The sequence below is a fragment of the Buttiauxella massiliensis genome (genome assembly GCF_902500225.1).
Taxonomy (GTDB): Bacteria; Pseudomonadota; Gammaproteobacteria; order Enterobacterales; family Enterobacteriaceae; genus Buttiauxella; species Buttiauxella massiliensis.
In genome coordinates this window covers 342,347-367,693 of sequence record NZ_LR722651.1, presented here as the reverse complement: position 1 = coordinate 367,693, position 25,347 = coordinate 342,347, and the positions used below count along the sequence as shown (strand labels likewise).

Genomic DNA, 25,347 nt, shown 5'->3' with positions numbered 1-25,347 from the left:
TCGGGGTAAATCATGACCAAACAACTCACCTTTGCACCACGTAACCACCAACTCACTAACATCAACACCTGGACACCAGATAGCCAGTGGTTGGTGTTTGATGTTCGCCCTTCTGGCGCCTCGTTTACCAGTGAAACGATTGAAAGGGTTAACGTGATGACTGGCGAAGTGGAACTGATCTATCAGGCATCGCATGGCGCGCATGTCGGCGTGGTGACCGTGAACCCGCAGCAACCCGAGCGCTATATCTTCATTCACGGCCCGGAAAACCCCGACGAAAGCTGGCATTACGATTTCCATCACCGCCGTGGCGTGGTGGCCGAAAACGGTATCGCAACCAATCTCGATGCAATGGATATTACCCCACCGTTTACCCCCGGCGCTTTGCGTGGCGGCAGCCATGTCCACGTCTGGAGCCCAGATGGTGCACGCGTGAGCTTCACCTATAACGACCATGTGATGCATGAATATGATGCGGCAAAAGATCTGCGTAACGTCGGTATTGCTCTGCCATTCGGCCCGGTGACACCTGTTAAACAGCATCCTCGGGAATATGATGGTAGCCATTATTGCGTGCTGGTGAGCCGCACTACGCCATTACCACAGCCTGGAAGCGATGAAATAAATCGTGCCTATGAAGAAGGTTGGGTGGGCAACCATGGCTATTTTAAACCTGATGGCTGCCAACAACGTTGGGCGCTGGCGTTTATTGGCGATACTCTTTCAGCCCAGGGCGAGAAAGTACCCGAGCTGTTTATCGTCGATTTGCCTGAAAACAAAGAAGCTTATTTCCAGGCGGGTTGCGAGCCAATTGAAGGAACGCCAACCTCGCTGCCTGCACCACCTGCGGGCATTGAGCAAAAACGTCTGACTTTCACTCATCAGCAGCGTTACCCAGGATTAGCCACCCAGCCAAGGCATTGGGTGCGAAGCAGTCCGGACGGCAGTTTATTGGCGTTCTTGATGCGCGATGATGCAGGTATTGTGCAAATGTATCTGATTTCGCCAAACGGTGGGCAGCCACACCAACTTACGGATGGGCAAGATGATATCCAGTCGGCGTTTAACTGGCATCCCTCAGGGCAATCGTTGGGCTTTGTGAGGAATGGGCAGATTGTATTGTGCGATTTAAACGATGGTGAAATCACGCCGCTTACAGCAACAGATAGTTGTGCGCCTTCAGCGGATGCGGTGGTGTTTTCACCTGATAGCAAATACATCGCCTGGATGCAGGATGTGGACGGATTCCGTCAGTTGTTTATGACGCAAACAGGGTTTTAATTACTGAACAGGCGGGATCACAGAATTGGTTGCCAGATTCTGCTTCTCGCTTGCTTCTACTTTAGATTTGATTGACTTGTCGGTGCGGAACATATCCCACGGCAACAACACGGTATCCATTACTGCCGTAAACGGCATATCCAGCGCGACAAAAGGTTTGTATCCCCAGCTTGTCTCGCCATCGGCCAGCATTTCGTAACTAGCACGTGTGCCTGGATAGTATCCCTCTTGCCCACCAGTGTGAGTCATCACACTTGAACATCCGCTGACTGTTAGCAATCCGCTGCCGAGAATTAATGTTGGAAGATAGCTTTTCATCATTAGTGTTGCTTATCGTTTCTGGGGGCCATTTCCGGCCAGGCTGCTCTGGTTTATATCACCCATGCAGATAATTAATATATAGCTCTTGCCACTCTGTGGCGGCTATCGCAGATAAATCCTGTTTACTACCAGGACAGTCTATGTACTGACAGCAGAAGCCGCAAAAAATTTCCTTTTGTGGCCTTGAAAAGCGTGAATACGGACAGATTTTAGAGATGTAGTCAGAAAAAGTACGCCGTAAGGGTACTTGGTTTTAGAAGCCTGTCCATGATGGAAGGCAATGTTTGATTCTCGCTGATTTCAGGAGTTTTTATATATGCGTAATTTCGACCTATCCCCGCTTTATCGTTCAGCTATTGGTTTTGACCGTCTGTTTAACCTGCTGGAAAACAACCAAAGCCAGAGCAACGGCGGCTATCCTCCATACAATGTTGAATTAGTTGACGAAAATAACTATCGCATTGCGATTGCTGTTGCCGGTTTCGCCGAAAGCGAGCTGGACATTACAGCCCAGGATAACCTGCTCGTTATTAAGGGCGCGCATGCAGATCCGCAACCAGAACGCACTTATCTCTATCAGGGAATTGCTGAGCGCAACTTCGAACGCAAATTCCAGTTAGCGGAAAACATCCACATCCGTGGTGCTAACCTGGTTAACGGCCTGCTGTATATCGACCTGGAACGCGTGATTCCGGAAGCGATGAAACCGCGCCGTATCGAAATCAATTAATTTCAGCGGGTCGCATTGTGTGGCCCAGACAATAAAGGCTGGCTTGCCGATAGGGAGCCAATACCAGTTCGCATACTGGTAAGACTTAACTCGCTTCAAAGAAGGAGAAAACTTATGCGTAATCACGATTTATCACCTCTGCTGCGTCAATGGATCGGTTTTGACAAACTGGCTAATGCTTTACAAACAAGCGCTGAAGGCCAGTCATTCCCGCCTTACAACATTGAAAAAGGCGATGACAATCATTACCGCATTACGCTTGCGCTGGCAGGGTTCCGCCAGGAAGATCTCGAAATTGAACTGGAAGGTACACGTCTGCATGTGAAAGGGACGCCGGTTAAACCTGAGAAAGAGCCAACCTGGCTGCATCAAGGGTTAGTGACTCAGCCATTTAACCTGAGCTTTACCCTTGCTGAATATATGAAAGTATCTGGCGCGACCTTTACCAACGGTCTGCTGCATATAGATCTGGTGCGTGAAATCCCTGAAGCCGTTGCGCCAAAACGCATTGCTATCAGCGAACGTCCGGCACTCAACAGCTAAACTAAGTATCCCCTTTTAGGCCCCATTTTATGGGGCCTTTTTTTGTGCTCTGCACCCCATTAACTCCCTCTCCTCTCTGCCAGAATCCCTTGTAACGATGATGTTATTCACAGGGAAATCTTCGATGAGTGGAATAGCGTTAACTGTCAGTATGTTGGCTCTGGTCGCAGTCGTCGGCCTATGGATTGGCAATATCAAAATCCGCGGTGTCGGATTTGGTATCGGTGGCGTGCTGTTTGGCGGGATTATTGTTGGCCATTTCGTTAGTGAGGCTGGAGTAAGCCTGAATGGAGATATGCTTCATTTCATTCAGGAATTCGGCTTGATCCTCTTCGTCTACACCATTGGTATTCAGGTTGGGCCAGGCTTCTTCTCCTCGCTACGCGTTTCCGGTTTACGCCTTAATCTATTTGCTCTTCTGATTGTAGTGATTGGTGCGCTGGTCACGGCACTTGTCCATAAAATCTTCGATGTTCCGCTTCCTGTGGTGCTCGGTGTTTTCTCGGGAGCGGTAACTAACACTCCAGCGTTAGGTGCAGGTCAGCAAATTTTGACCGACCTCGGCACGCCTTCAGAGTTGGTCGATAAAATGGGGATGAGCTACGCGATGGCTTATCCGTTCGGTATTTGCGGGATTCTTCTGACCATGTGGTTAATTCGCATGGCATTTAGAATTAATGTCGATCAAGAAGCACAACGCTTTGATAACAGTAGTGGGCAAAACCACGCGCAACTCCAGACCATGAATATCTGTGTTGCCAACCCTAACCTTAACGGATTACCTATTCAGGAAGTGCCGGTCCTTAATAGCGACACTATTATTTGTTCGCGTTTGAAACGTGGGGAATTGCTGATGGTGCCAGCGCCTGGCACGGTTATTCAAACCGGAGATTTACTCCACCTCGTCGGCCAGGAAAAAGATCTGCACTCTGCATTGCTGGTGATCGGCCAGCAGGTGGATACCTCGCTTTCGACTCGTGGCACAGACCTGCGCGTTGAACGTGTGGTGGTGACTAACGAGAAAGTGCTCGGCAAGAAAATTCGCGATCTGCATTTAAAACAAAAGTATGACGTGGTGATTTCGCGCCTGAATCGTGCAGGTATTGAACTGGTCGCAAGCAGCAATGCCAGCCTGCAATTTGGTGACATCCTGAACCTGGTGGGTCGCCCGGAATCTATAGAAGCAGTAGCCGCTGAAGTCGGTAACGCGCAACAGAAACTCCAGCAGGTACAAATGCTTCCGGTATTTATCGGCATTGGTCTTGGGGTGTTGCTCGGTTCCATCCCGCTTTTCATCCCTGGTTTCCCTGTGGCTCTACGTCTTGGGCTGGCAGGTGGGCCGCTTATAATGGCGATCATTCTTGGGCGAATTGGCAGCATCGGCAAGCTCTATTGGTTTATGCCGCCAAGTGCGAATCTTGCGCTGCGCGAGTTAGGAATTGTGCTATTCCTGGCGGTGGTTGGATTGAAATCGGGCGGTGATTTTGTCAGTACTTTGCTGCACGGAGACGGAGTGAGTTGGATTGGCTACGGGATTCTGATTACGGGTATTCCATTGCTGGTTACTGGATTGTTGGCAAGATTGCTCGCCAAAATGAATTATCTGACACTGTGCGGAATGTTGGCAGGCTCAATGACCGATCCCCCTGCGCTGGCTTTTGCCAACGGCTTGCACGCAACCAGTGGAGCGGCGGCACTCTCTTATGCCACTGTTTATCCACTGGTAATGTTCCTGCGCATTATTACGCCGCAGCTATTGGCGGTATTGTTTTGGATGTGAATTTAACTCATTGCGACAGCCATTTCTCCATGACGTTTTTTGCTGGAAGATGGCTATCGCCGATTACGCATTTGCTGTTACAGGGTGATAAACATAATCATTGATGGTGTGATTTTTATGTAATTAATTGAATTACATGATTTTTTTATTTTCAATTTTGCAAATAATAGGACGAAATAGCGATTGTAGTGCCATCGATTTTTTTGCTATAACCGACAAGTGTTCTCATCATCGTTATCGTCACCGCTTACTTTTGTTAGCGGTTTTTTTTGCGTCCAGGAGCTATCATGTTGACCCCCCAAGTTATCAGGGAGGCGACTTCTTTCGCCTTCAATAATGCCATTCTAAAAAATGAAAAAATAATTGCATATAATCTAATTGGTATTTCACTTATTAATAAGTGCAATTTGAATAACTGTCTGATTGATATATATAGAGACCATGGTAGCCATTCGAGGATAGAGGTACTTAATGGTAAGGTAATAAACTCATTGTTTAAAATAGATGGTGACCTCTTACTATTTGAAAACTTCATCGAAAACTCAGTGTTAAATTCAAAAGGAAAATTACATATTAAAAATGGAGTATTACAAGATTCTTTTATAAGGCTAAGTTCAGGTATTTCATTGCAATTGGATGGAGTTGAATCTCGGTCGATTGATAATACTGGAGAGCGCTTGTCGGAATTTTCTATTAAAGGATTGCTTGTTGATTGCGTCTTACGTGGTCTGGTTACTTTCTCTGGTATTGTTAATGCGATCATCTATTCATCTGTTCTACGAAGTTGCTTTTTTGAAAACACCTCATTCGAAAGCACGGTTATAAATAAGTGTAATTTACAACGCGTAGTCTTTATGAATTGCAATCTAAAAAATACCACTTTTTCACATTGCAACATTGTTGAACGCCCATTGGTATTGGAGGATTGTGATGTTACAGGTGCTCGTTTTCTTAACCTACCTAAGGGTGCCGTTAATTTTATAAACTGTTATGGTGCTGAAAAAGTACATTTCATCAAATAGCTGAATCCCTTTTATTTATTAATTGCTAAAGAAAAATCACGCGCGGTCGATAATAATACACAACGCGTAGAATTCTGTTGCATATCGATCTACCCTATATAAGGAAGTGTATTGTGGAAAAGAATAATATCAGCTTTAATAAAGCATCTCCATCCAGACTTGCAGTAATTGTTGAAACAAGTGGCGCCAATTTTCATATGGAAGGAAAAGATGGGCACTCCGGAAAATGGGTTATTGGTAAAGGTAAAGTTCCGGAGGTTATTATTATTCGCAAGGAAGATGATGTTAATAAATCTCAATTCGATATTATAGTTGCAGATATAGTCAAGATTCATGAAGTTGAAGGCGTAAAAGTAAATAAGAAAGTAGTATATTTTACAAATGCTCATATTCATGGGAAAACAACTTTGAATTGGGAGGAGTTCACAGGTAACCGTTCATATGGTTCAAAAATAAAATATATTAATGTTCCAGCAGGAATTCCCACGGATATTATTGCGTCAACGTTAACTGCTAAAAGACACGCGCCAAACAGAGACATTTATACAACTGTTATGACGAGTATATATGCTCCGGAAGTTGAGGATGTTGAAGAAATCCTTACTGATGTATCTCTGAGTGAAACAGAGAAACTGACGTACATTGAAGCGCGTCGGGGTCAGGGGATGTTCCGGGTGGAATGTTTGAAAATTTATCCAGCATGCCCTGTGACTGGTGTTTCTTTCCTTCCTCTACTTATAGCAAGTCATATTAAACCCTGGCGCGCTTGTGAGACTGGTTCAGAACGGTTGAATCCTTATAACGGGATTATGCTCGCTGCTCATATAGACGTGCTTTTCGATAATGGTTACTTGTCGTTTACCAACGATGGATTAGTAATGCTAAGCCCATGCTTTGACAGTAAAATATGGCAAGATTTAAACATCAAAATCCAACGGGTTCGCGAATTTCATCCAAAGGCTTACACATTTCTTGAATGGCATAGAGAAAATGTATTTAAGAAGTAAAAATGAATTCAGAGCTTTTAACGAAATTGCTGCCCATTAGGGCAGCAATTATCTTATTTTTATTAAATTAGTTATCAGCAAGCTATGTTTATGCCTCATCTCTTATTCTATTCATATGCACCCGCCGCAAATGGTAATCCACCTGGTATTCGCTGGCATTTCGGAACATCACCGAATAATTCACATAGTCACCGCTGTCGCTGTATGACAGTGACGTGATGCGCAGAATGGGTGTTAGCTCATCGATATTGAGCAGATTTGCCATTTTCTTGTCGGCCAGCACGGGTGTGAGGCTTTCGTAGTTACCACAGACGATGATGTGGCACTCATCTTCTATATAACTGAATTTAGAACCTTCCAGATGTGCGACGGACAAATTACGGAATAATTTCACCGGCATATAGCTGTCTTCTACCATTAACGGCTTGCCATCTACCGAGCGAACCCGGCGCGAGAAATAGATCCGTTCATCAATATTAATGCGTAATTGGCTGGCGATTGCTGGTGGGGCGGGCATCACATTGAACTCCAGCACATTACTCACCACCTCTTTGCCCTGGTTACGCATCACCTCAATAAACCCGGTGAGATTCGTGGTTTCATGGTGAACATCTTTCTTCGCTACATAAGTGCCACTGCCATGGCGGCGTACGACCAACCCCCAGCCCACCAACAAATCGATGGCTTTACGAATCGTCATACGTGAAACACCAAACTCGCCTGCCAGGCGAACTTCAGAAGGTAGCGGGCTGCCTATGTTGTAATCAGCAGAATTTAGCCGGATGCGTAACCGATCGGCGATAGATTTGTAGATCACCTGTAGACCTCTTAGCCGCTTCGAATTGGGTTTATAGAACCGTCATTTCATTAATCAAATTCATGATTTAAATGATTTTTATTTCATATTTTCATGATGAACAAGAAATTAAAAATCATCGTGTCTATTTAACTATCAAAAAGTAGACAACTTACCCCAAATAAAAACTATGAAAGCGATCACGAATCGGTGCGACGGGCAACGATAAGTCACCTGTGTCTCCCTACTCTCAGTCGCAGGCCAGCGTTAAAAAATAAGGCCATTTACCCTACAGGTTGTTAAGTGAGGATTTAAAAATGCTCAGTCAAATACAACGTTTTGGTGGCGCAATGTTTACCCCGGTTTTGTTGTTTCCGTTCGCCGGGATTGTCGTAGGCATCGCCATTATGTTGCGCAATCCGATGTTCGTCGGCGAAGCGCTAACCGCACCCGATAATTTATTCGCGCAAATTGTTCACATTATTGAAGAAGGTGGCTGGACGGTATTCCGCAATATGCCGCTGATTTTTGCCGTCGGCTTACCGATTGGCCTCGCTAAGCAAGCGCAGGGCCGTGCTTGCTTAGCGGTACTGGTTAGCTTTATGACCTGGAACTACTTCATTAATGCCATGGGGATGACCTGGGGCCATTACTTCGGTGTTGATTTCAGCGCCGATCCGGTGGCGGGTACCGGGCTAACCATGATTGCCGGGATCAAAACGCTTGATACCAGCATCATTGGCGCGATAGTTATCTCCGGTTTTGTCACGGCTATCCACAACCGCTATTTCGAAAAACAACTCCCCGTCTTTCTTGGCATCTTCCAGGGCAGTTCATTTGTCGTGATTGTCGCCTTCTTTGCCATGATTCCTTGCGCCTGGCTCACTCTTTATGGCTGGCCAAAAGTGCAAATGGGCATTGAATCCCTACAGGAATTCTTGCGTAGCGCCGGTTCGCTTGGCGTCTGGGTTTATACCTTCCTGGAACGCATTCTGATTCCAACCGGCTTGCATCACTTCATCTACGGTCCGTTTATCTTTGGCCCAGCGGTAGTTGAAGGCGGTATTCAGGTTTACTGGGCGCAGCATTTGCAGGAGTTCAGCCAGAGCACGCTGCCGCTGAAAACCCTGTTCCCGGAAGGCGGATTTGCACTGCACGGCAACTCTAAGATCTTTGGCTGCCTGGGGATTGCGCTTGCTCTGTACGCCACCTCAGCACCTGAAAACCGCGTAAAAGTTGCTGGCCTGCTGATACCCGCAACACTCACCGCGATGCTGGTGGGTATTACCGAGCCACTTGAATTTACCTTCCTGTTTATCTCGCCAGTCTTGTTTGCCGTCCACGCCTTCCTTGCCGCAACCATGGCGACCGTGATGTACATGTGTGGCGTGGTGGGCAACATGGGTGGCGGGCTTCTTGACCAGTTCCTGCCGCAAAACTGGATACCGATGTTCCACAACCATGCATCAATGATGTTTATCCAGATTGGTATTGGCCTCGTCTTCACCGGCATCTACTTCGTGGTGTTCCGTACCCTCATCTTGCGCTTCAACCTGAAAACACCAGGGCGTGAAGACAGTGAGGTCAAGCTGTACAGCAAGGCGGATTACCAGGCATCACGCAAGCAAACCACCGCTGCTGCGACCAAAGAGACCAAACAAGGTCAGGCCGCAGGCTTTCTCGAAGCGCTCGGCGGTACCGACAACATTCTTAGCGTCAATAACTGTGCGACTCGCTTGCGTATCACCCTCGCAGATATGGCCCTGACGCACAGTGACGACATTTTCAAAGCGCTGGGCGCCCACGGTGTGGTGCGACGCGGCAACGGTATTCAGGTGATTGTGGGCCTGCATGTCCCGCAAGTCCGAGACCAACTTGAAACTCTGATGAAAGACACTTCTTCGACCGAACTTAAATCCATGACGGAGGCAGTATCATGAAAAAATTCTCTGTAGTAGTAGCCGGTGGCGGCAGCACATTCACTCCTGGTATCGTATTGATGTTACTGGCAAACCAGCATCGCTTCCCGCTGCGCGCCCTGAAGTTTTATGACAATGACGGTGCGCGCCAGGAAACGATTGCAGAAGCTTGCAAAGTTATCCTCAAAGAGCAGGCTCCTGAAATCGAGTTCAGCTATACCACCGACCCGAAAGAAGCCTTTACTGATGTGGACTTCGTGATGGCACACATCCGCGTGGGCAAATACCCGATGCGTGAACAAGATGAGAAAATCCCACTGCGTCATGGCGTTTTGGGCCAGGAAACCTGTGGACCAGGCGGGATTGCCTACGGCATGCGCTCCATCGGTGGTGTATTAGAGCTGGTTGATTTCATGGAGAAATACTCGCCAAACGCCTGGATGCTTAACTACTCCAACCCGGCAGCGATTGTGGCTGAAGCCACGCGTAAACTGCGCCCGAACGCGAAGATTCTCAACATTTGCGATATGCCAATCGGCATTGAAAGCCGCATGGCGCAAATTGCTGGCCTGAAAGATCGCAAAGAGATGCGCGTACGTTATTACGGCCTTAACCACTTTGGCTGGTGGACATCAATCGAGGATAAAAATGGCAACGATTTGATGCCGAAGATCCGCGAACATGTGGCTAAATTTGGTTATGTCCCGCCATCAGATGAGCATGGAACCGAAGCCAGCTGGAACGATACATTCTCTAAAGCAAAAGATGTGTGGGCCCTGGACCCGAGCACCTTCCCTAATACTTACCTGAAATATTACCTGTTCCCGGATTATGTGGTTGAGCACTCCAACCCGGAACACACCCGCGCCAACGAAGTGATGGAACACCGTGAAAAACACGTGTTTGGTTCGTGTAATGCCATCATTCAGGCAGGGAAATCATCAGCAGGGGAGCTGGAGATTGACGAACATGCGTCGTACATCGTCGATCTTGCGGCGGCAATTGCCTTTAATACACAAGAACGCATGCTTTTGATTGTGCCAAACAACGGTGCGATTAATAACTTTGACCCGGAAGCAATGGTTGAAATTCCATGTCTGGTTGGGAAAAATGGGCCGGAGCCGCTGGTTGTCGGCAATATTCCACAGTTCCAGAAAGGGTTGATGAGCCAACAGGTGGCGGTAGAAAAACTGGTGGTTGAAGCCTGGGAAGAGCGCTCTTACGTGAAGTTATGGCAGGCTATCACGCTGTCGAAAACCGTGCCAAGTGCATCGGTTGCCAAAGCGATTCTTGATGATTTGATTGTAGCGAACAAAGAGTACTGGCCTGAGCTGAAATAGCGGCGAACTGGAGTAAGGGGCTGCACCTTACTCCAGATTTTTTCGTAGGTCGGATTAGCGTTAGCGACATCCGACAACTTTGCTGTAAACGGATTACTTCGCTTTCGCCAGATACTGCGCCATCTCCGCTTCTGGCACCATGCCGCCACCTGTCGCCCAAACGATATGAGTAGCATTTTGCAGTTGCTGCGCTGTGAAGCCATGCATCTGCTGGTAAGCCGTATCTGCACTTACGTGCTGTGGACCTGGCATTCCCGCCAGCGCAGAAGGTTCAAGACGAATATTTTCTTCTTCCGCAAGCCAGCCGAGCAACCGGTACATGGTCTGGTCTTCAAGAGTATAGAAACCATCGAGTAACCGTTGCATTGCGCGTCCAACAAACCCGGACGCACGCCCCACCGCCAGGCCATCAGCGGCAGTAACATTATCAATACCCAAATCTTGCACGGATATCTCATCATGCAGGCCGGTATAAACCCCCAGCAGCATACAAGGCGAATGCGTCGGTTCTGCAAAGAAGCAGTGAACGTTATCACCGAACGCCATTTTCAGACCAAATGCCACACCACCAGGCCCACCGCCCACGCCGCACGGCAGGTAAACAAACAGCGGGTGTTCTTTATCCACAACTCGACCTTGCTGGGTAAACTGGTCTTTTAAGCGCTGGCCGGCAACTGAGTAGCCGAGGAAAAGCGTGCGTGAATTTTCGTCGTCGATAAAGAAACAGTTAGGGTCGGATTCAGCCGCTTTACGGCCCTGCTCTACGGCGACACCGTAATCCTGCTCGTATTCCACAACCGTGACGCCATGGCTGCGCAGTTTGGCTTTTTTCCACGCTCGGGCATCGGCAGACATATGCACGGTGACATTAAAGCCAATGCGCGCGCTCATGATGCCGATGGATAACCCCAGGTTGCCGGTTGAGCCAACCGCGATGCTGTACTGGCTAAAGAAAGCTTTAAATTCAGGTGATAGCAGTCTGGTGTAATCATCTTCGGTGGTCAGTAAACCGGCTTCGATTGCCAGTTTTTCGGCATGAGTCAGGACTTCATAAATCCCGCCACGCGCTTTGATGGAACCTGAAATTGGCAGATGGCTGTCCTTTTTCAGCAGCAACTGGCCGCAGATTTTCTGATCAAACTCTTTTTCCAGGCGTTTTTGCATTGCTGGAATGGCGACCAGTTCGGACTCGATAATGCCGTTAGTCGCAGCGGTTTCCGGGAATGCCTGCGCCAGATAAGGCGCAAAACGCGTCAGGCGTGCATGGGCATCCTGCACATCTTCGGCGGTCAGCCCCACGTACGGTAAGCCTTCGGCAAGCGTTGTGGTTTCCGGGTTAAACCAACGGGTTTCTTGCAAATCAATCAGATCGCGAACCAGCGGAAACTGTTGAATCAATGTGTTTATTTCAGCGTTTTTCATAAGACAATCTCTTTGCGCTTAGATGATAAAGGAAAGCAGGAACGTCGCGCCCAGTGCTAACAGAGAGGCGATAAAAGTCGCCGTTGTATAGTATTTGAATGTTTCGTTAAGCGTTGCGCCGCAATATTGCTTCACCAGCCAGAACAGTGAGTCCGTGACGATGGTGCAGCCAATTGCGCCGGAGCCAATAGCAATGGTGATAATTTCCGGGCTGACGTTGGGATAAAGCGGCAGCATCGGTGCCACAATAGCGGTTGCGCCCATCATTGCCACTGTTGCAGAGCCTACAGCCGCATGCAAAATCAGGGCGACCAGCCATGCCAGTAAAATCGGGTGCATGTGCAAATTGGAGAGCAACACCGCCAGCGAATCTGCCAGGCCACTGGTTTTCAGAATGGCGTTAAACGCACCGCCCGCACCGATAATCAGCAAAATGTTGGCGATAGAACCAAAGCCATTCTCGGTATGGGTTAACAGTTGGCTCATGCCGATATGCTGGCGTAATCCAAGCACGTAATAGGCGACAAACACCGCAATAAACATGGCTGTTATTGGGTTACCGATAAATTCCAGCACGGTGTACAACGCCCCGCCTTTCGCCATATTCAGCTCAGCGAGGGTTTTGACCAGCATCAGACCAATCGGCAGTAAAATCGTAAACAGCGTCGCGCCTAATGAAGGCAGCGTTTCTTCGTTACGAACTTTCAGGTCAGAAAATTCAGCAGGGACCGCTTTAAACGGCAGACGATTGCCGACGATTTTCAGGAACAGTGGCCCGCCGACTAGTGATGCAGTTAAGCCCACCAGTAAACCATACACAATCACTGTGCCGACATCCGCACCCAGTTTGTTGGTGACAAACATCGCCGCTGGGTGTGGCGGAACCACGCAATGCACTGCCATTAACGCAGTACACAATGGAATAGCCAGTTTCAGCAAAGAGGTATTGGTCTTTTTGGCGATAGAAAATGCCAGCGGAATCAGCAACACCACACCGACCTCCACAAACAGCGTGATACCGCAAATCAAGCCAACCAACACCATTATCACATCAGCCGATAACCATCGGCAGCGCTGTAACGCCAGGCCAATCCGCTCGGCGCCGCCTGACACTTCCATCATCTTGCCCAGAATCGTGCCAAGGCCGATGACCGCCGCGAGGAAGCCCAACGTGCTGCCAATGCCGTTTTCAATGGCGTTCACCATATCCAGCGGGCTCATACTCATCATGGTGCCGACAAAAAAACTGGCCAGCAACAAAGCGAGGAAAGGGTGAAACTTCAGTTTTACGATGGTAAAGACGATTAAAATTATGCTGCTGAGCAGCGTTCCCACAACCCAAATCTGAGATTCCATACCCACCTCACTCTGCGATTTATCTGCCGCTATTGGATAAAAATTGCTCCTGGCTGACAAACGATATAAATAGCATCTCAGATGAGCCAGATTGAGGCAAAAGAGTGATTCAGGTCGAAATTAGGGGTGTTAAATTGATGTTGGTTCGATTTTTCACATCTTAAAACGACGTTTTCGAGGGCGTATTTTACAATGTCGCCATGATTTATCTTTCAGGAAAGCGCTATGGACCCGATTCGTGAAGTCAGAAACCGCCTGCTCAACGGCTGGCAGCTATCAAAACTCTACACATTTGAAGTCGCAGCTCGGCATCAATCCTTCGCGCTGGCAGCGGCAGAGCTTTCGCTAAGTTCGAGCGCGGTCAGCCATCGGATTAATCAGCTTGAGCAGGAGTTGGGGATCCAGCTGTTTGTGCGTTCACACCGTAAAGTTGAGTTAACACATGAAGGAAAACGAGTTTTTTGGGCGCTGAAATCATCGCTGGATACGTTAAATCAGGAGATCCTGGATATCAAAAACCAGGAGCTGTCGGGCTTGCTGACTATTTATTCGCGTCCTTCAATTGCTCAGTGTTGGCTGGTGCCGATTTTGGGTGATTTTACGCGGCGCTACCCTTCCATTTCACTGACCATTCTCACTGGCAACGACAACGTGAATCTGCAACGTGCTGGAGTCGACCTGGCGCTTTATTTTGACGATGCCCCTTCATCACAGCTAACCCATCATTTTCTGATGGATGAAGACATCTTGCCGGTTTGCAGTCCGGAATATGCACAGCGATTCGAATTGCATAATAAACCAGAGTTCTTACGAAACTGTACGCTGCTACATGACCGCCAGGCGTGGAGTAACGATTCGGGCACGGACGAATGGCATAGCTGGGCGCAACATTTTTCCATCGATTTACCTTCATCTTCAGGCATTGGATTTGATCGTTCAGACTTAGCTGTTATTGCCGCCGTAAACCAGATAGGTGTGGCAATGGGGCGAAAAAGGCTGGTGCAAAAGCGCCTGGATCGCGGCGAGTTAGTTGCTCCATTTGGTGATATGACGTTGAAATGCCATCAACATTATTACGCAACTACGCTACCCGGGCGGCAATGGCCAAAAATTGAAGCGTTTATTCACTGGCTGCAATCACAAGTTTGATTTGGTGCTGTCACGGCGTTGTTTCATATGCGGGACGAACTCCGAAAAATGAGTCTGTTGTAACTTTCAGTTGATGCTTCCCGCCAATTTATGTATTTTTATGCAAATTAAATGCATAACTAAATAACTTTTCGGAGTGCAAAATGTTCAGGAAATTAGTTAAATCAGTTGTTTTCGCCGGGTGCATGTTGTCCTCCGTTGTCTCTTCCGCTTATGCCGCACAGCAAACCTATGTCGTGGGTTCTGGCGGTACATACCGCCCATTTGAATTTGAAAACAGCCAGAAACAGCTGGAAGGTTTTGATATCGATATCATCAAAGCTATCGCCAAAGCAGAAGGCTTTGATATCAAACTGGTTAATACACCGTGGGAAGGTATTTTTGCCACGCTGAACTCCGGCGACCGTGACATCATTATTTCTGGCATCACCATCACCGATAAACGCAAAGCGATGGTTGATTTCTCCGCACCATACTTCCCGGCAGAGCAGTCCATCGTGGTACCTAATGACTCCAAAGTGGATTCCGTTAACGCGCTCAAAGGTAAGAAAGTTGGCGTAGTGAACTCTAGCGCTGGCGATACTGTCGTGTCCGACACGCTGGGTAAAAACAGCACTGATATCAAACGCTTTGATAATACGCCGCTGATGCTGCAAGAACTTGCTGAAGACGGCATAGACGCGGCTGTTGGTGATGTGGGTGTGGTGAAGTACTACATCAAATCTCACCCGGAAAAAGCGTTGAAAGCGGTTAAAGATGACAAATTCGAACGCCAGTATTTCGGTATTGCCGTAGCGAAAGATAACCAGGAACTACTGGGTAAAATCAACGCAGGCCTGAAGAAAATCGTCGCCGACGGGACCTACGCAAAAATCTATTCCACGTGGTTTGATAGCAACGTTCCAACTCTTCCCGCTGAATAATTTGCGATACCCGTTAGCATTCGAGTTGCAGCCAACACCCCTGCAGCTTGAAGGATAATGGGTATATGACTTGGGGCCGTTTCGGCCCCAACAAGGACAGGTATGACCGGATTTCGCTGGGAGATAATCTCAGAATACGCGCCGCTATTTATGCAAGGCGCGATCATGACCATCAAGTGCACCATCATCTGCGTTATTTTAGGCACCACATGGGGCTTGCTGCTTGGTCTGGGCCGCATGGCGCATGCCGAAGATGGCCCGTGGAAACACGTGCTGCGTTATGCGGTGCAGTGGCCGGTGCGCGTTTACGTGAGTGCGTTCCGTGGCACACCACTGTTTGTGCAAATCATGGTGGTTCACTTTGCGCTGGTGCCGCTGTTTATCAACCCGCGTGATGGCATGTTGGTGACCAGTGGGCTGATGTCAGTCGATTTTGCCCGTGCACTGCGCTCTGAATATGGCGCATTTCTCTCGTGCGTGGTGGCGATTACCCTCAATGCCGGAGCTTATGTCTCTGAGATTTTCCGTGCGGGTATTCAGTCTATCGATAAAGGCCAGATGGAAGCTTCCCGCGCTTTAGGTATGGGCTGGGGCAAAACGATGCGCAAAGTGATTTTGCCGCAGGCATTCCGCCGGATTCTGCCGCCGCTAGGTAATAACGCTATCGCCATTGTGAAAGATTCTTCACTGGCTTCAGCGATTGGCCTTGCAGATTTGGCCTACGCTGCACGTACCGTCTCTGGCGCTTATGCGACTTATTGGGAACCGTACCTGACGATCTCGCTGGTGTATTGGGTGCTGACGTTCATGCTCTCGCTGATGGTGCAACACATGGAAAAGAGGTTTGGCAAAAGTGATTCACGTTAAGGATTTACAGAAACAATTTGGCAAAACCCATGTGCTGCGCGGCATTTCCTGTGATATCGCGCCACAGGAAGTGGTGTGTGTGATTGGTCCGTCCGGTTCCGGTAAGAGTACCTTTCTACGCTGCCTGAATGCGCTGGAAAAGCCGGATGGTGGTGAGGTAATGGTGAACGGTTTTGCCGTACACGACCCAAAAACTAACCTCAACACGCTGCGCGAAAGTATTGGCATGGTGTTCCAGCGTTTCAACCTGTTCCCACATATGACAGTGCTGGAAAACCTGACGATGGCGCCGATGTCGCTTAAAGGTTTTTCGAAGGCTGAAGCCGTGTCGCGTGCGGAAAAGTTGCTGCAAAAGGTTGGGTTGATAGACAAAATCGACGCCTGGCCGTCAAGCCTTTCCGGTGGGCAGCAACAGCGTGTGGCGATTGCCCGTGCGCTGGCAATGGAGCCGTCGATCATTCTGTTTGATGAGCCAACTTCAGCACTCGACCCGGAACTGGTAGGTGAAGTCCTGGCCGTGATGAAACAGCTGGCTCTGGAAGGAATGACAATGGTTATCGTCACTCACGAAATGGGGTTTGCCCGTGAAGTGGCGGATCGCGTGGTGTTTATTGATCAGGGTGTGATTCAGGAGCAGGGGCCACCGTCGCAGCTGTTTAGCAACCCTACTAACCCACGTACCAAAGAGTTTTTGAGTAAAGTGCTTTAAGTTGGATAGTGTCGGGTAGCGCTACGCTTACCCGACCTACGCTTGCGTTTCACCTGCTCGGGTTGAGCGGAAATTACACTGCTTCACCATGCCGCTGAAACTTATGCGACAGCGGAAGCCAGCAGAACAAAATCATCACACCCATCGCGGTCATCAACATGCCGAGGCTGAATTGCCCGGTTTGTGGCAGCAACGCAGAAAACCACGCCATCGCTCCAGAACCGATATTTTGCAGCCCACCAACCAGCGCACCGGCGGTGCCTGCGAGGAATGGGAACGGCTCCATTGCGCCGCTGGTAGCCAGTGGGAATAACATCCCTGCACCGAAGAAGAACAGCGCGGCTGGCACCAGTAATGTCCAGATATTCATAATTCCAAGCCAGCCTGGAATCCACATCAAAATGCCGGCAAACAGGCAGCTCAATACGGCTTGCCACATCAATGAAGAGAAGCGCGCATTCTCCCGGCCAGCATACCAGGAGCCAAAGAAGGCTGCTGGGATAGGGAGAATAAACAGAATACTCACCACTACGCCATTGAGCCCAAGAACGCCGCCCATCAATACACCGGAACAGGCTTCAAATACGGCTACGCCTGCCAATCCACCGACCAGCATCAGCAGATAACAATTAAACGAACCGCTGCCTAGTAAGGCTTTATAGCTCGCAACCAGTCGTTGAGGTTTAGCCTGAACTGGGCGCGTTTCAGGTAACCAGCGCAACATGCAGAAGGCGACAATGGTGCAAAGCACCAGCAAGAAGCCGTAGCAAGCACGCCAGCCCCATACGGAATCAAGCATCCCCCCAATGACCGGAGCCAATAGCGGGCTGACCAGAATCCCCATATTCAGCAGACTGTTGGCAGAACGGAGCGATGCACCTTCGTAAAGGTCACGCGGCATGGTTCGTGCCATCACTCCTGCAACTCCTGTCCCCATTCCCTGCAACGCACTGGCAATCACCAGAGCCGTCAAATTAGTGGTGAACAGAGCCCAAAGTGTGGCGAGGATGAAAATACTCATACCGGTGAGAATGACCGGGCGGCGGCCGATGCGGTCTGAAATTGGCCCGTAGATAAGCTGTGACACGCCATAGGTCAGCAAATACGCCGCCATCACTTGCTGAATTGCCCCGTTGCGCACGCCGAAGTCGTGAGCCATATCGGGAATTGAAGGGATATAAATGGTTTGCGTCATTTGCCCGACAGCAACCAGCAGAATCAACATCATCAGCAGGTGAATATTGGCTAACTTTTTCATTTTCTCAGGTGTTATTTGGGGTGTTGATGCCAATTGTCAGTTTATAAAACTGACTGTGCCAAAAAATCGAGAGGAATCTACCACACAAAGACGATGAAACCCTATGGCCTGACACCTTTTGAATGAGAGATAAATTGGCAGCATGTAAAGCCTGAACGGCAATTTATGTTGCCAGAAATGGGGGATGAGACTCAGTGTCACTCAAAGACGAGATATATCCTTGAGGTTAAAAACTATTACCAGGAGATGAGTAGAGATGGATTTCAAAGCGAAGAAACAGCGTGCGCTCAATTTGCTTGCCAAAACGGGCATGTGGAAAAGCACCTATGCTCCACCCTATGTCAATTTACTCTGGCGTTTTAATTTCAAGTGTCGGCCTCCACATTTTGTTCCTTTTTACATAGTTTTCCTGAACTTCAGCCTCTACTTTGGCGTGCTGTGGGGGGGAATTATGTGGTTTGTGCAGTGGAGGAATGATGGAGATAGTGCCGAAGCTATGTTGTTAAAAATACTGTCAGCAGGAGTCACGTTCGGTTTAATAATGACTGTGTATTATGCTTTGAGTCGATGGTTCTATAGATTGCCCGCCTGGGAAGATGTATAGCTTTTTATAAAGTAGCAAAAACAAAAAACCTCGCCTCACCAGCGGGGTTTTTTGTTTTTGTAGGTTCTGAAATTGACTGAGTTCTAAAACCCGTGGGGAACGGATTGCCCGAAGCCATCGCCACTGTCAGTGCTGTTATCCTGCCGTCCTCGTGCTTCCAGCCTGTCTGCACGCATTTTCTCACTTATTTCTCTGCGCTGCTCCGTAGTTAAATTTTCACGGCCATAATACTGATCCGGATATTGCGAGCGCATGATTAATGCCTCGTTAGTCTCTGCCGGGCTAATGGTTTTATGCCCGTCATAGCCTGAGGTATCAGTCGATGAACAGCCAATAATGGCAAGTGGGATAAGCACTATCAGAGCAAATTTGTAAGCCATATCTCTTCCTGAAGCAGCACGATGGTAAGCGTATTCACGCAGCGTATCATGGTTAGTTTAGCTGCGACTGCCTGGCGTCACACGATTTGGCGAAATGTTTAAACACACTCTTTCAAACGACTTTCCTCACCGGTTTTCATTTGCGAATTACCCTTAATAAGCTTGCTAATGATTCATAAACTGAATACTGGAGAGAAAAATGACTAAGCATTGTTTTTCCGCTTTGCTGCTCAGCGCATTGCTGCTGAGTGCTGGTTCTATGGCGACGGCAGCTGAAAATGTTATCAGACCGGTGCGTGGCATTATCGATGCTGTGAATGGTAATACACTCAAAATCACCACGCGGCAGGGGGAGAAGCTCGATATCGCACTGACCGATCAAACTAAAGTGAATAGCGTCAGCGAGGCAAAAGTAAGTGATATCAAACCTGATAGTTTTATTGGCACAGCGGCGGTGCAGCAGGCTGATGGCACGCTGAAAGCGTTAGAAGTACATGTATTCGCGCCGAGCTTGCGGGGATCGGGTGAAGGGTTTAACCCTTTTGAGTCTGCCGACGGCAATGTAAACACCATGACCAACGGTACGGTCGGAAAACTGGTTAATAGTCATGGCCGTACGATGACGGTGAAGGTTAAAGATCAGGAAAAAACAGTCATTGTTCCGGATGACGCTCCGGTCGTGCTGATTACCCCAGCGGATAAATCACTGTTGAAACCAGGTACTAAAGTCGTTTTACACACCGCGAAAGATGATAAAGGTCAGTTAGTTGCACGCGGTATATCCGCTGGTAAAGATGGCCTGACACCGCCGATGTAAATGCAGAGTTTTTCGCCCTGGCAATGAGCCAGGGCGAGATACAGCCAAATCCAATGCTTAAGACAGTGGGCTCAGCGTAATTTCTACGCGGCGGTTCTGCGCTTTGCCTTCAGCCGTGCTGTTGCTGGCGATTGGATTCGCCGGGCCTGCACCTGTGGTACGCACACGGTTTGCTGCCACACCTTGTGTAATCAGCGCGCTACCCACACCATCTGCACGCTGCTGGGAAAGTTTCATGTTCAGCTCCTGGCTGCCGGTGCTGTCAGTGTAACCAACGATATTAACCGCAGTTTTTGGGTATTCTTTTAATACCATTGCCACTCCGGTCAGGGTATTCGCACCAGCCGGTTTCAGTGTTGCGCTGCTGCTGTCGAAGGTGACATTGTTTGGCATGTTAAGCACGATGTTGTCGCCACTACGCGTCACACTCACGCCCGTTCCCTGCATTTTTTCGCGAAGTTTCGCTTCCTGCACATCCATGTAATAACCGACGCCACCACCTAATGCAGCACCTGCTGCGGCACCAATCAAAGCGCCTTTGCCGCGATCTTTTTTCGATGAGGAGAGAGCGCCAACGCCTGCGCCTACCAGCGAGCCAATACCGGCTCCAATGCCTGATTTCCCTGCTTCACGTTCGCCGGTGTAAGGGTTCGTAGTACAACCAGAAACTGCTAACGTGCCGCAAACAATGGCGGCAATCATCATGACGCGTTTTTTCATCTCATTTCCTTTGTGAATTTAATAACTCAACCGCGACTTCAGCGGCGGTTGATTATGCCGTGTGAATGTGTAGAAATTTCTATAGAGTCGTCTGAATTTGTAAACAAAATATTGAGTGGCCATCAGGCCGCCACCTGCACAACACCTGTAAATAAGGGAGCCCGAATTGGCTAACGCATTCTCATCAAACAAGAAAATTCTAACTGCCGCACACTGGGGCCCGATGATCGTTGAAACTGACGGAGAGCGAGTTCTCGCTTCCAGAGGGGCATTGGAAACCGGGCATGAGAATTCATTGCAAAGCGCAGTTCCGGACCAGGTACACAGTAAAGCTCGTGTGCAGTATCCCATGGCCAGGAAAGGTTTTCTTGTCTCACCCGAGGCACCACAAGGTGTGCGGGGTGAAGATGAGTATGTGCGTATCAGCTGGGATGAAGCGCTCCAGTTGATTCACCAGCAGCACCAACGCATTCGCAAGACTTATGGAGCAGCGTCTATTTTCGCGGGTTCCTACGGCTGGCGCTCCAATGGGGTGCTTCATAAAGCGTCTACGTTATTACAGCGTTATATGAATTTGGCGGGTGGCTATACCGGGCATTTGGGGGATTACTCCACCGGTGCGGCACAAGTCATTATGCCGTATGTGGTTGGCTCAAATGAGGTTTATCAGCAGCAAACCAGCTGGCCGCTGGTGCTGGAGCACAGCGATGTGGTGGTGCTTTGGAGTGCCAACCCATTGAACACACTAAAGATTGCCTGGAACGCCAGCGACGAACAGGGCGTGAAGTTTTTTGAGCAACTGAAAAACAGCGGTAAAACCGTGATCGCCATTGATCCGATGCGATCGGAAACGGTGGATTTTTTTGGTGAAAATGCCCAGTGGATTGCTCCAAATATGGGAACTGATGTCGCGTTGATGTTGGGTATCGCGCATACGCTGGTTAAACACGGCTGGCACGACACAGACTTCCTGGCGAGCTGTACTCATGGCTACGAAAAATTCGCCGCTTATCTGACGGGTGAAACCGATGGCCAGCCGAAAAATGCCGAATGGGCAGCGAAGATTTGTGGTGTGCCGGTGCAAACCATTGAATATCTGGCGCAGGTGTTTAGCCGCAATCGCACCATGCTGATGTCGGGCTGGGGGATGCAGCGCCAGCAGTATGGCGAGCAAAAGCACTGGATGCTGGTCACGCTTGCCGCGATGCTGGGGCAAATTGGTACGCCGGGCGGCGGTTTTGGTTTGTCTTATCACTTTGCGAACGGCGGAAACCCGACGCGACGCGCGGCGGTGCTGGGTTCAATGCAGGGAACGGTGGCAAACGGTACAGATGCTGTCGAGAAAATCCCGGTGGCACGCATTGTTGAGGCGCTGGAAAACCCAGGTGGCGAGTATCAGCACAACGGGCAGCAAAAAATATTCCCGGATATTCGCATGCTCTGGTGGGCGGGAGGCGGTAATTTTACCCACCATCAAGATACCAATCGTCTAATAAAAGCCTGGCAGAAACCGGAGTTGGTCGTTATTTCCGAATGCTTCTGGACGGCGGCCGCAAAACACGCAGATATTGTGTTGCCGATCACCACATCGTTTGAGCGCAATGATTTAACGATGACCGGTGATTACAGTAACCAGCATTTAGTGCCGATGAAGCAGGTCGTTTCCCCACAAGGGGAGGCGCGCAATGATTTCGATGTTTTTGCCCAGCTCAGTGCATTGTGGGAAGAGGGCGGCGAAGCCCGTTTTAGTGAAGGAAAAACCGAGCTGCAATGGCTGGAAGAGTTCTATGACATTGCGCGCAAGCGCGGTGCGACACAGCAGGTAGAACTGCCGGAATTTAAACAGTTCTGGGAAGCTAACCAACTGATAGAAATGCCGGAAAGTGAAAAGAACGCCGGATTTATCCGTTTCGCTGATTTCCGCCATGATCCGCAGGCTAATTCATTAAAAACACCAAGCGGGAAAATCGAAATTTATTCCGAGCGTATTGCCAGTTTTGGTTACGCTGATTGCCCTCCGCATCCGACCTGGCTTGCGCCAGACGAATGGCAAGGCAATGCGCAGTCCGGCCAACTTCAACTGCTTTCATCTCATCCGGCACACCGCCTGCATAGCCAACTCAACTATGCGGCATTGCGTGACAAATACGCCATTGCCGGGCGTGAGCCGTTAACGTTGCATCCAAAAGATGCGGCTGAACGTGGCATTGCGGATGGTGATTTAGTGCGTGTCTGGAATGCGCGTGGGCAGGTGCTGGTGGGTGCGCTGGTAACCGAAGGCATAAAGCCTGGAGTGGTCTGTATTCACCAGGGGGCATGGCCGGATTTAGACGATGAAAAACTGTGTAAAAACGGTGCGGTAAATGTGCTGACGCTCGATATTCCGACTTCGCGGTTGGCAAATGGCTGTGCTGCAAACTCGTCTCTGGTGTGGGCCGAAAAGTATCTCGGCCCGGTACCGGAAGTTACAGCATTTGCTCCGCCTGCCAGCTCATAATCCATGTCGGGTGGTGCGTTTCGTTTTGCCAGGCGCTTTCTTCAATGCGAAAGCCCTGGTGATGGTAGAAATGTACTGCCCGATGATTCTTCTGGTAAACCTCAAGGCTCAGTGAGGGATAAAGCGCTTTGACGTGCTCCATCAACGCTTGCCCCATTCCTTTGCCTATAAAAGGTTCGCTAACAAACAGTGCGCCAATAAATAGCGAATCCAGCACGCTAATAAATCCCACCACTTTGCCCTGATGCAGATAAACCCAGGTCGCAGATTGCGGAATATAGACATTCCGTACGATGGACTCACTTTCGTGCCAGTAATTTTCGCTAATAAATGGATGAGCCTGAATCGTGCTGGCAAGCCAGATTTCAATCAGTTCATCCATTTCACCAGGCTGTAGGCGGCGAATCATTTGAGATTATCGGGATGGCAGAAGCAAGTGGTGACGTGGTCATTGACCAGTCCACAGGCCTGCATAAATGAGTAGCAAATGGTTGACCCCACAAACTTAAAGCCGCGTTTTTTCAGCGCTTTTGATAACGCGTCGGAAGCGGGGGTGGTGGTAGGGATTTCTGCAAGCGTTGCCGCCTGTGTAATCTGTGCCTGGTTATCGACAAACGACCAGACAAACTCCGGGAATTTCTCACCGTTGGCTTCCATCGCCAGATACGCTTTCGCGTTATTGATGATGGCTTCTATTTTCCCGCGATGACGGATAATACCGGCATCCTGTACCAGTTCGTCGACATCTTCCGGTTGCAGTAAAGCCACGGCCTGCGGATCGAAATTTTTAAAGCAGCGACGGTAGTTTTCGCGTTTTTTCAGCACGGTTATCCATGATAAACCGGCCTGTTGTCCTTCAAGGCAAATCATCTCAAACAGGTGTTGCCCGTCAGTCATCGGCACACCCCATTCCTTATCGTGGTACTCGATATAGAGCGGGTCATTGGATACCCATCCACAACGCAGCATACGTTTCTCCTTTGATGAAATTTCTCGTGCCAACTTGACGTGCGAAATAAAGCGACAATAGTTAATTCAGGGCCATCTTGATACACCATGAGTTATTTAGGGGTTATCCGCAAGCCCGACAAAAAGACTAATAATATCGCCGGATTTGGCTCTTTTCTGGAGTCGTTTTGATGATCAAAATTATACGCAGTGGTCGCCGTGTCACTTTCTCCACGGTGCTGGCTTTGTGTTGCCTGTCACATGCTACGAATGTATTTGCCTGGCAACAAGAATATGTCGCCGAAGAAACTTCGGGCGAAGCGCAGGATCGTTACACTTGGGACAGTAATCGCCAACCAAGCTACAACGATATTCTCGCAGAAAGGATTAATTCTTCTTTTACCTCCCAAAACCAGGAGGGGCTGATGCTCGTTTCTGGTAACGATAATATTAGCGCTGATACCTCACTTTTGGGCATCGGCTGGAATATCTCTTTGCCTGGCAATATCACAACCGGCCCGACAGCAAAATACAGCTGGGATGGCTCATCCACGAGTATTTACAACGAATATGGTGACTCTGCTGTTGCCGCGCAATTTACCGATCAACTCTGGCATGCCAGTGTCTCTACTGTGGGTTGGCGTCTGGATTCGTCGGTCGGCTATCTGCGCCCGTGGGCCCAAGTTAGCTATAACCATCAATATGGTGAAAATCTCTGGAAGGCACAGTCAGGACTGCGAACAAATGTCGTGACGAGTCAGGATGCGAGCTGGATGGATGTGACCGTGGGTGCCGATATGCCAATTGGTAAAAATATGGCAGCGTTTGCTTCTATGTCGCAAGCCGAAGGATTAACGACGGGTGAGGCATATATATATAACGTTGGCGTCAGTGCGCGTTTTTGATCATTAACGTAACCTTAAATTGATATATTTAACATTTAATAATCAGTGTTTAC

General features: G+C 49.0%; 25 protein-coding genes and 1 other annotated feature. Of the genes, 16 read left to right on the top strand and 9 right to left on the bottom strand.

From position 1 onward, the window contains the following. Positions 1-12 precede the first annotated feature (12 nt). Positions 13-1,281, top strand: coding sequence for a DUF3748 domain-containing protein (locus tag GC128_RS08245; protein WP_151993894.1), 1,269 nt, complete (start codon positions 13-15; stop codon positions 1,279-1,281). Here the strand turns inward: GC128_RS08245 and GC128_RS08240 are convergent, their stop codons facing one another. Next, a complete protein-coding gene (locus GC128_RS08240; RefSeq protein WP_134185972.1) occupies positions 1,282-1,602 on the bottom strand; it encodes a YceK/YidQ family lipoprotein in 321 nt (106 codons plus the stop codon). A gap of 246 nt (positions 1,603-1,848) precedes the next feature. Continuing rightward, positions 1,849-1,925 (top strand) — a sequence feature (ROSE (Repression Of Heat Shock gene Expression) occurs in the 5'-region of heat shock genes and acts as an RNA thermometer to modulate expression.). Between GC128_RS08240 and ibpA the strand changes: the two genes are divergently transcribed. The 5 genes from ibpA (at position 1,919) to GC128_RS08215 (ending at position 6,684) form a co-directional block, all read left to right on the top strand. Continuing rightward, positions 1,919-2,332: a small heat shock chaperone IbpA gene (gene ibpA / locus GC128_RS08235; RefSeq protein WP_064514809.1), complete on the top strand. Its 414-nt coding sequence runs from the start codon at positions 1,919-1,921 to the stop codon at positions 2,330-2,332. It overlaps the preceding feature by 7 nt. A 114-nt stretch (positions 2,333-2,446) precedes the next feature. Further along, complete coding sequence (gene ibpB, locus GC128_RS08230) at positions 2,447-2,875, top strand: small heat shock chaperone IbpB (RefSeq protein WP_151993893.1); 429 nt, start codon at positions 2,447-2,449, stop codon at positions 2,873-2,875. A 124-nt stretch (positions 2,876-2,999) separates the two neighbouring features. Continuing rightward, on the top strand, positions 3,000-4,655 hold the full coding sequence (locus GC128_RS08225) for a putative transporter (protein WP_151993892.1): 1,656 nt from the start codon (positions 3,000-3,002) through the stop codon (positions 4,653-4,655). A 287-nt stretch (positions 4,656-4,942) separates the two neighbouring features. Next, positions 4,943-5,677, top strand: a complete 735-nt coding sequence (locus tag GC128_RS08220) for a pentapeptide repeat-containing protein (RefSeq protein WP_151993891.1) — start codon at positions 4,943-4,945, stop codon at positions 5,675-5,677. Between the two features lie 113 nt (positions 5,678-5,790). Then, positions 5,791-6,684: an HNH endonuclease gene (locus tag GC128_RS08215; protein ID WP_151993890.1), complete on the top strand. Its 894-nt coding sequence runs from the start codon at positions 5,791-5,793 to the stop codon at positions 6,682-6,684. A gap of 88 nt (positions 6,685-6,772) precedes the next feature. Here the strand turns inward: GC128_RS08215 and GC128_RS08210 are convergent, their stop codons facing one another. After that, complete coding sequence (locus tag GC128_RS08210) at positions 6,773-7,501, bottom strand: GntR family transcriptional regulator (protein WP_151993889.1); 729 nt, start codon at positions 7,499-7,501, stop codon at positions 6,773-6,775. A 296-nt stretch (positions 7,502-7,797) separates the two neighbouring features. On the opposite strand from GC128_RS08210, the gene GC128_RS08205 reads away from it, so the two are divergent. Further along, entirely contained in the window at positions 7,798-9,420 is a 1,623-nt protein-coding gene (locus GC128_RS08205) for an alpha-glucoside-specific PTS transporter subunit IIBC (protein WP_151993888.1), read from the top strand. Continuing rightward, positions 9,417-10,739, top strand: coding sequence for a 6-phospho-alpha-glucosidase (locus GC128_RS08200; RefSeq protein WP_151993887.1), 1,323 nt, complete (start codon positions 9,417-9,419; stop codon positions 10,737-10,739). Before GC128_RS08205 ends, GC128_RS08200 begins: the two co-directional genes overlap by 4 nt. Before the next feature lie 93 nt (positions 10,740-10,832). Here GC128_RS08200 and dsdA read toward each other — a convergent pair whose 3' ends face one another. Both dsdA and dsdX read right to left on the bottom strand, forming a co-directional pair. Then, positions 10,833-12,161 (bottom strand): D-serine ammonia-lyase, encoded by a 1,329-nt coding sequence (dsdA, locus tag GC128_RS08195; RefSeq protein WP_151993886.1) that lies wholly within the window; start codon positions 12,159-12,161, stop codon positions 10,833-10,835. An 18-nt stretch (positions 12,162-12,179) separates the two neighbouring features. Next, on the bottom strand, positions 12,180-13,517 hold the full coding sequence (gene dsdX / locus GC128_RS08190; protein WP_151993885.1) for a D-serine transporter DsdX: 1,338 nt from the start codon (positions 13,515-13,517) through the stop codon (positions 12,180-12,182). 225 nt (positions 13,518-13,742) lie between these two features. Between dsdX and dsdC the strand changes: the two genes are divergently transcribed. The 4 genes from dsdC to GC128_RS08170 all read left to right on the top strand — a co-directional run bounded on the left by dsdC (position 13,743) and on the right by GC128_RS08170 (position 17,165). Continuing rightward, positions 13,743-14,666 (top strand): DNA-binding transcriptional regulator DsdC, encoded by a 924-nt coding sequence (gene dsdC / locus GC128_RS08185; RefSeq protein ID WP_034460646.1) that lies wholly within the window; start codon positions 13,743-13,745, stop codon positions 14,664-14,666. Positions 14,667-14,851: 185 nt separating this feature from the next. Then, a complete protein-coding gene (locus GC128_RS08180) occupies positions 14,852-15,589 on the top strand; it encodes a basic amino acid ABC transporter substrate-binding protein (protein WP_370645074.1) in 738 nt (245 codons plus the stop codon). 102 nt (positions 15,590-15,691) lie between these two features. Continuing rightward, positions 15,692-16,456 (top strand): amino acid ABC transporter permease, encoded by a 765-nt coding sequence (locus GC128_RS08175; RefSeq protein WP_151993883.1) that lies wholly within the window; start codon positions 15,692-15,694, stop codon positions 16,454-16,456. After that, on the top strand, positions 16,443-17,165 hold the full coding sequence (locus tag GC128_RS08170) for an amino acid ABC transporter ATP-binding protein (RefSeq protein ID WP_151993940.1): 723 nt from the start codon (positions 16,443-16,445) through the stop codon (positions 17,163-17,165). The genes GC128_RS08175 and GC128_RS08170 overlap by 14 nt, the downstream gene beginning before the upstream one ends. Positions 17,166-17,238: 73 nt before the next feature. On the opposite strand, the gene emrD is transcribed toward GC128_RS08170, so the two are convergent. Next, positions 17,239-18,423: a multidrug efflux MFS transporter EmrD gene (gene emrD, locus GC128_RS08165; RefSeq protein WP_151993882.1), complete on the bottom strand. Its 1,185-nt coding sequence runs from the start codon at positions 18,421-18,423 to the stop codon at positions 17,239-17,241. 256 nt (positions 18,424-18,679) lie between these two features. Here emrD and GC128_RS08160 point away from each other — a divergent pair, with 256 nt between their 5' ends. Further along, a complete protein-coding gene (locus GC128_RS08160) occupies positions 18,680-19,027 on the top strand; it encodes a DUF6404 family protein (protein WP_151993881.1) in 348 nt (115 codons plus the stop codon). Between the two features lie 83 nt (positions 19,028-19,110). On the opposite strand, the gene GC128_RS08155 is transcribed toward GC128_RS08160, so the two are convergent. Beyond that, positions 19,111-19,407 (bottom strand): hypothetical protein, encoded by a 297-nt coding sequence (locus GC128_RS08155; RefSeq protein ID WP_151993880.1) that lies wholly within the window; start codon positions 19,405-19,407, stop codon positions 19,111-19,113. 199 nt (positions 19,408-19,606) lie between these two features. On the opposite strand from GC128_RS08155, the gene GC128_RS08150 reads away from it, so the two are divergent. Then, positions 19,607-20,224 carry a hypothetical protein gene (locus GC128_RS08150; RefSeq protein ID WP_151993879.1) on the top strand — a complete coding sequence of 206 codons (618 nt, stop codon included), beginning with the start codon at positions 19,607-19,609 and terminating at the stop codon, positions 20,222-20,224. Positions 20,225-20,281: 57 nt separating this feature from the next. Here the strand turns inward: GC128_RS08150 and GC128_RS08145 are convergent, their stop codons facing one another. Beyond that, complete coding sequence (locus GC128_RS08145; RefSeq protein ID WP_034460637.1) at positions 20,282-20,944, bottom strand: OmpA family lipoprotein; 663 nt, start codon at positions 20,942-20,944, stop codon at positions 20,282-20,284. A gap of 166 nt (positions 20,945-21,110) precedes the next feature. On the opposite strand from GC128_RS08145, the gene GC128_RS08140 reads away from it, so the two are divergent. Next, entirely contained in the window at positions 21,111-23,441 is a 2,331-nt protein-coding gene (locus GC128_RS08140) for a molybdopterin guanine dinucleotide-containing S/N-oxide reductase (protein ID WP_151993878.1), read from the top strand. Here GC128_RS08140 and GC128_RS08135 read toward each other — a convergent pair. Both GC128_RS08135 and tag read right to left on the bottom strand, forming a co-directional pair. Beyond that, positions 23,410-23,850, bottom strand: coding sequence for an N-acetyltransferase (locus tag GC128_RS08135; protein WP_151993877.1), 441 nt, complete (start codon positions 23,848-23,850; stop codon positions 23,410-23,412). The genes GC128_RS08140 and GC128_RS08135 overlap by 32 nt on opposite strands. Beyond that, positions 23,847-24,410: a DNA-3-methyladenine glycosylase I gene (tag, locus tag GC128_RS08130; RefSeq protein WP_064514777.1), complete on the bottom strand. Its 564-nt coding sequence runs from the start codon at positions 24,408-24,410 to the stop codon at positions 23,847-23,849. Before tag ends, GC128_RS08135 begins: the two co-directional genes overlap by 4 nt. Before the next feature lie 170 nt (positions 24,411-24,580). Here tag and GC128_RS08125 point away from each other — a divergent pair, with 170 nt between their 5' ends. Beyond that, positions 24,581-25,294 (top strand): autotransporter domain-containing protein, encoded by a 714-nt coding sequence (locus GC128_RS08125; RefSeq protein WP_151993876.1) that lies wholly within the window; start codon positions 24,581-24,583, stop codon positions 25,292-25,294. The last annotated feature ends 53 nt before the right edge of the window (positions 25,295-25,347 follow it).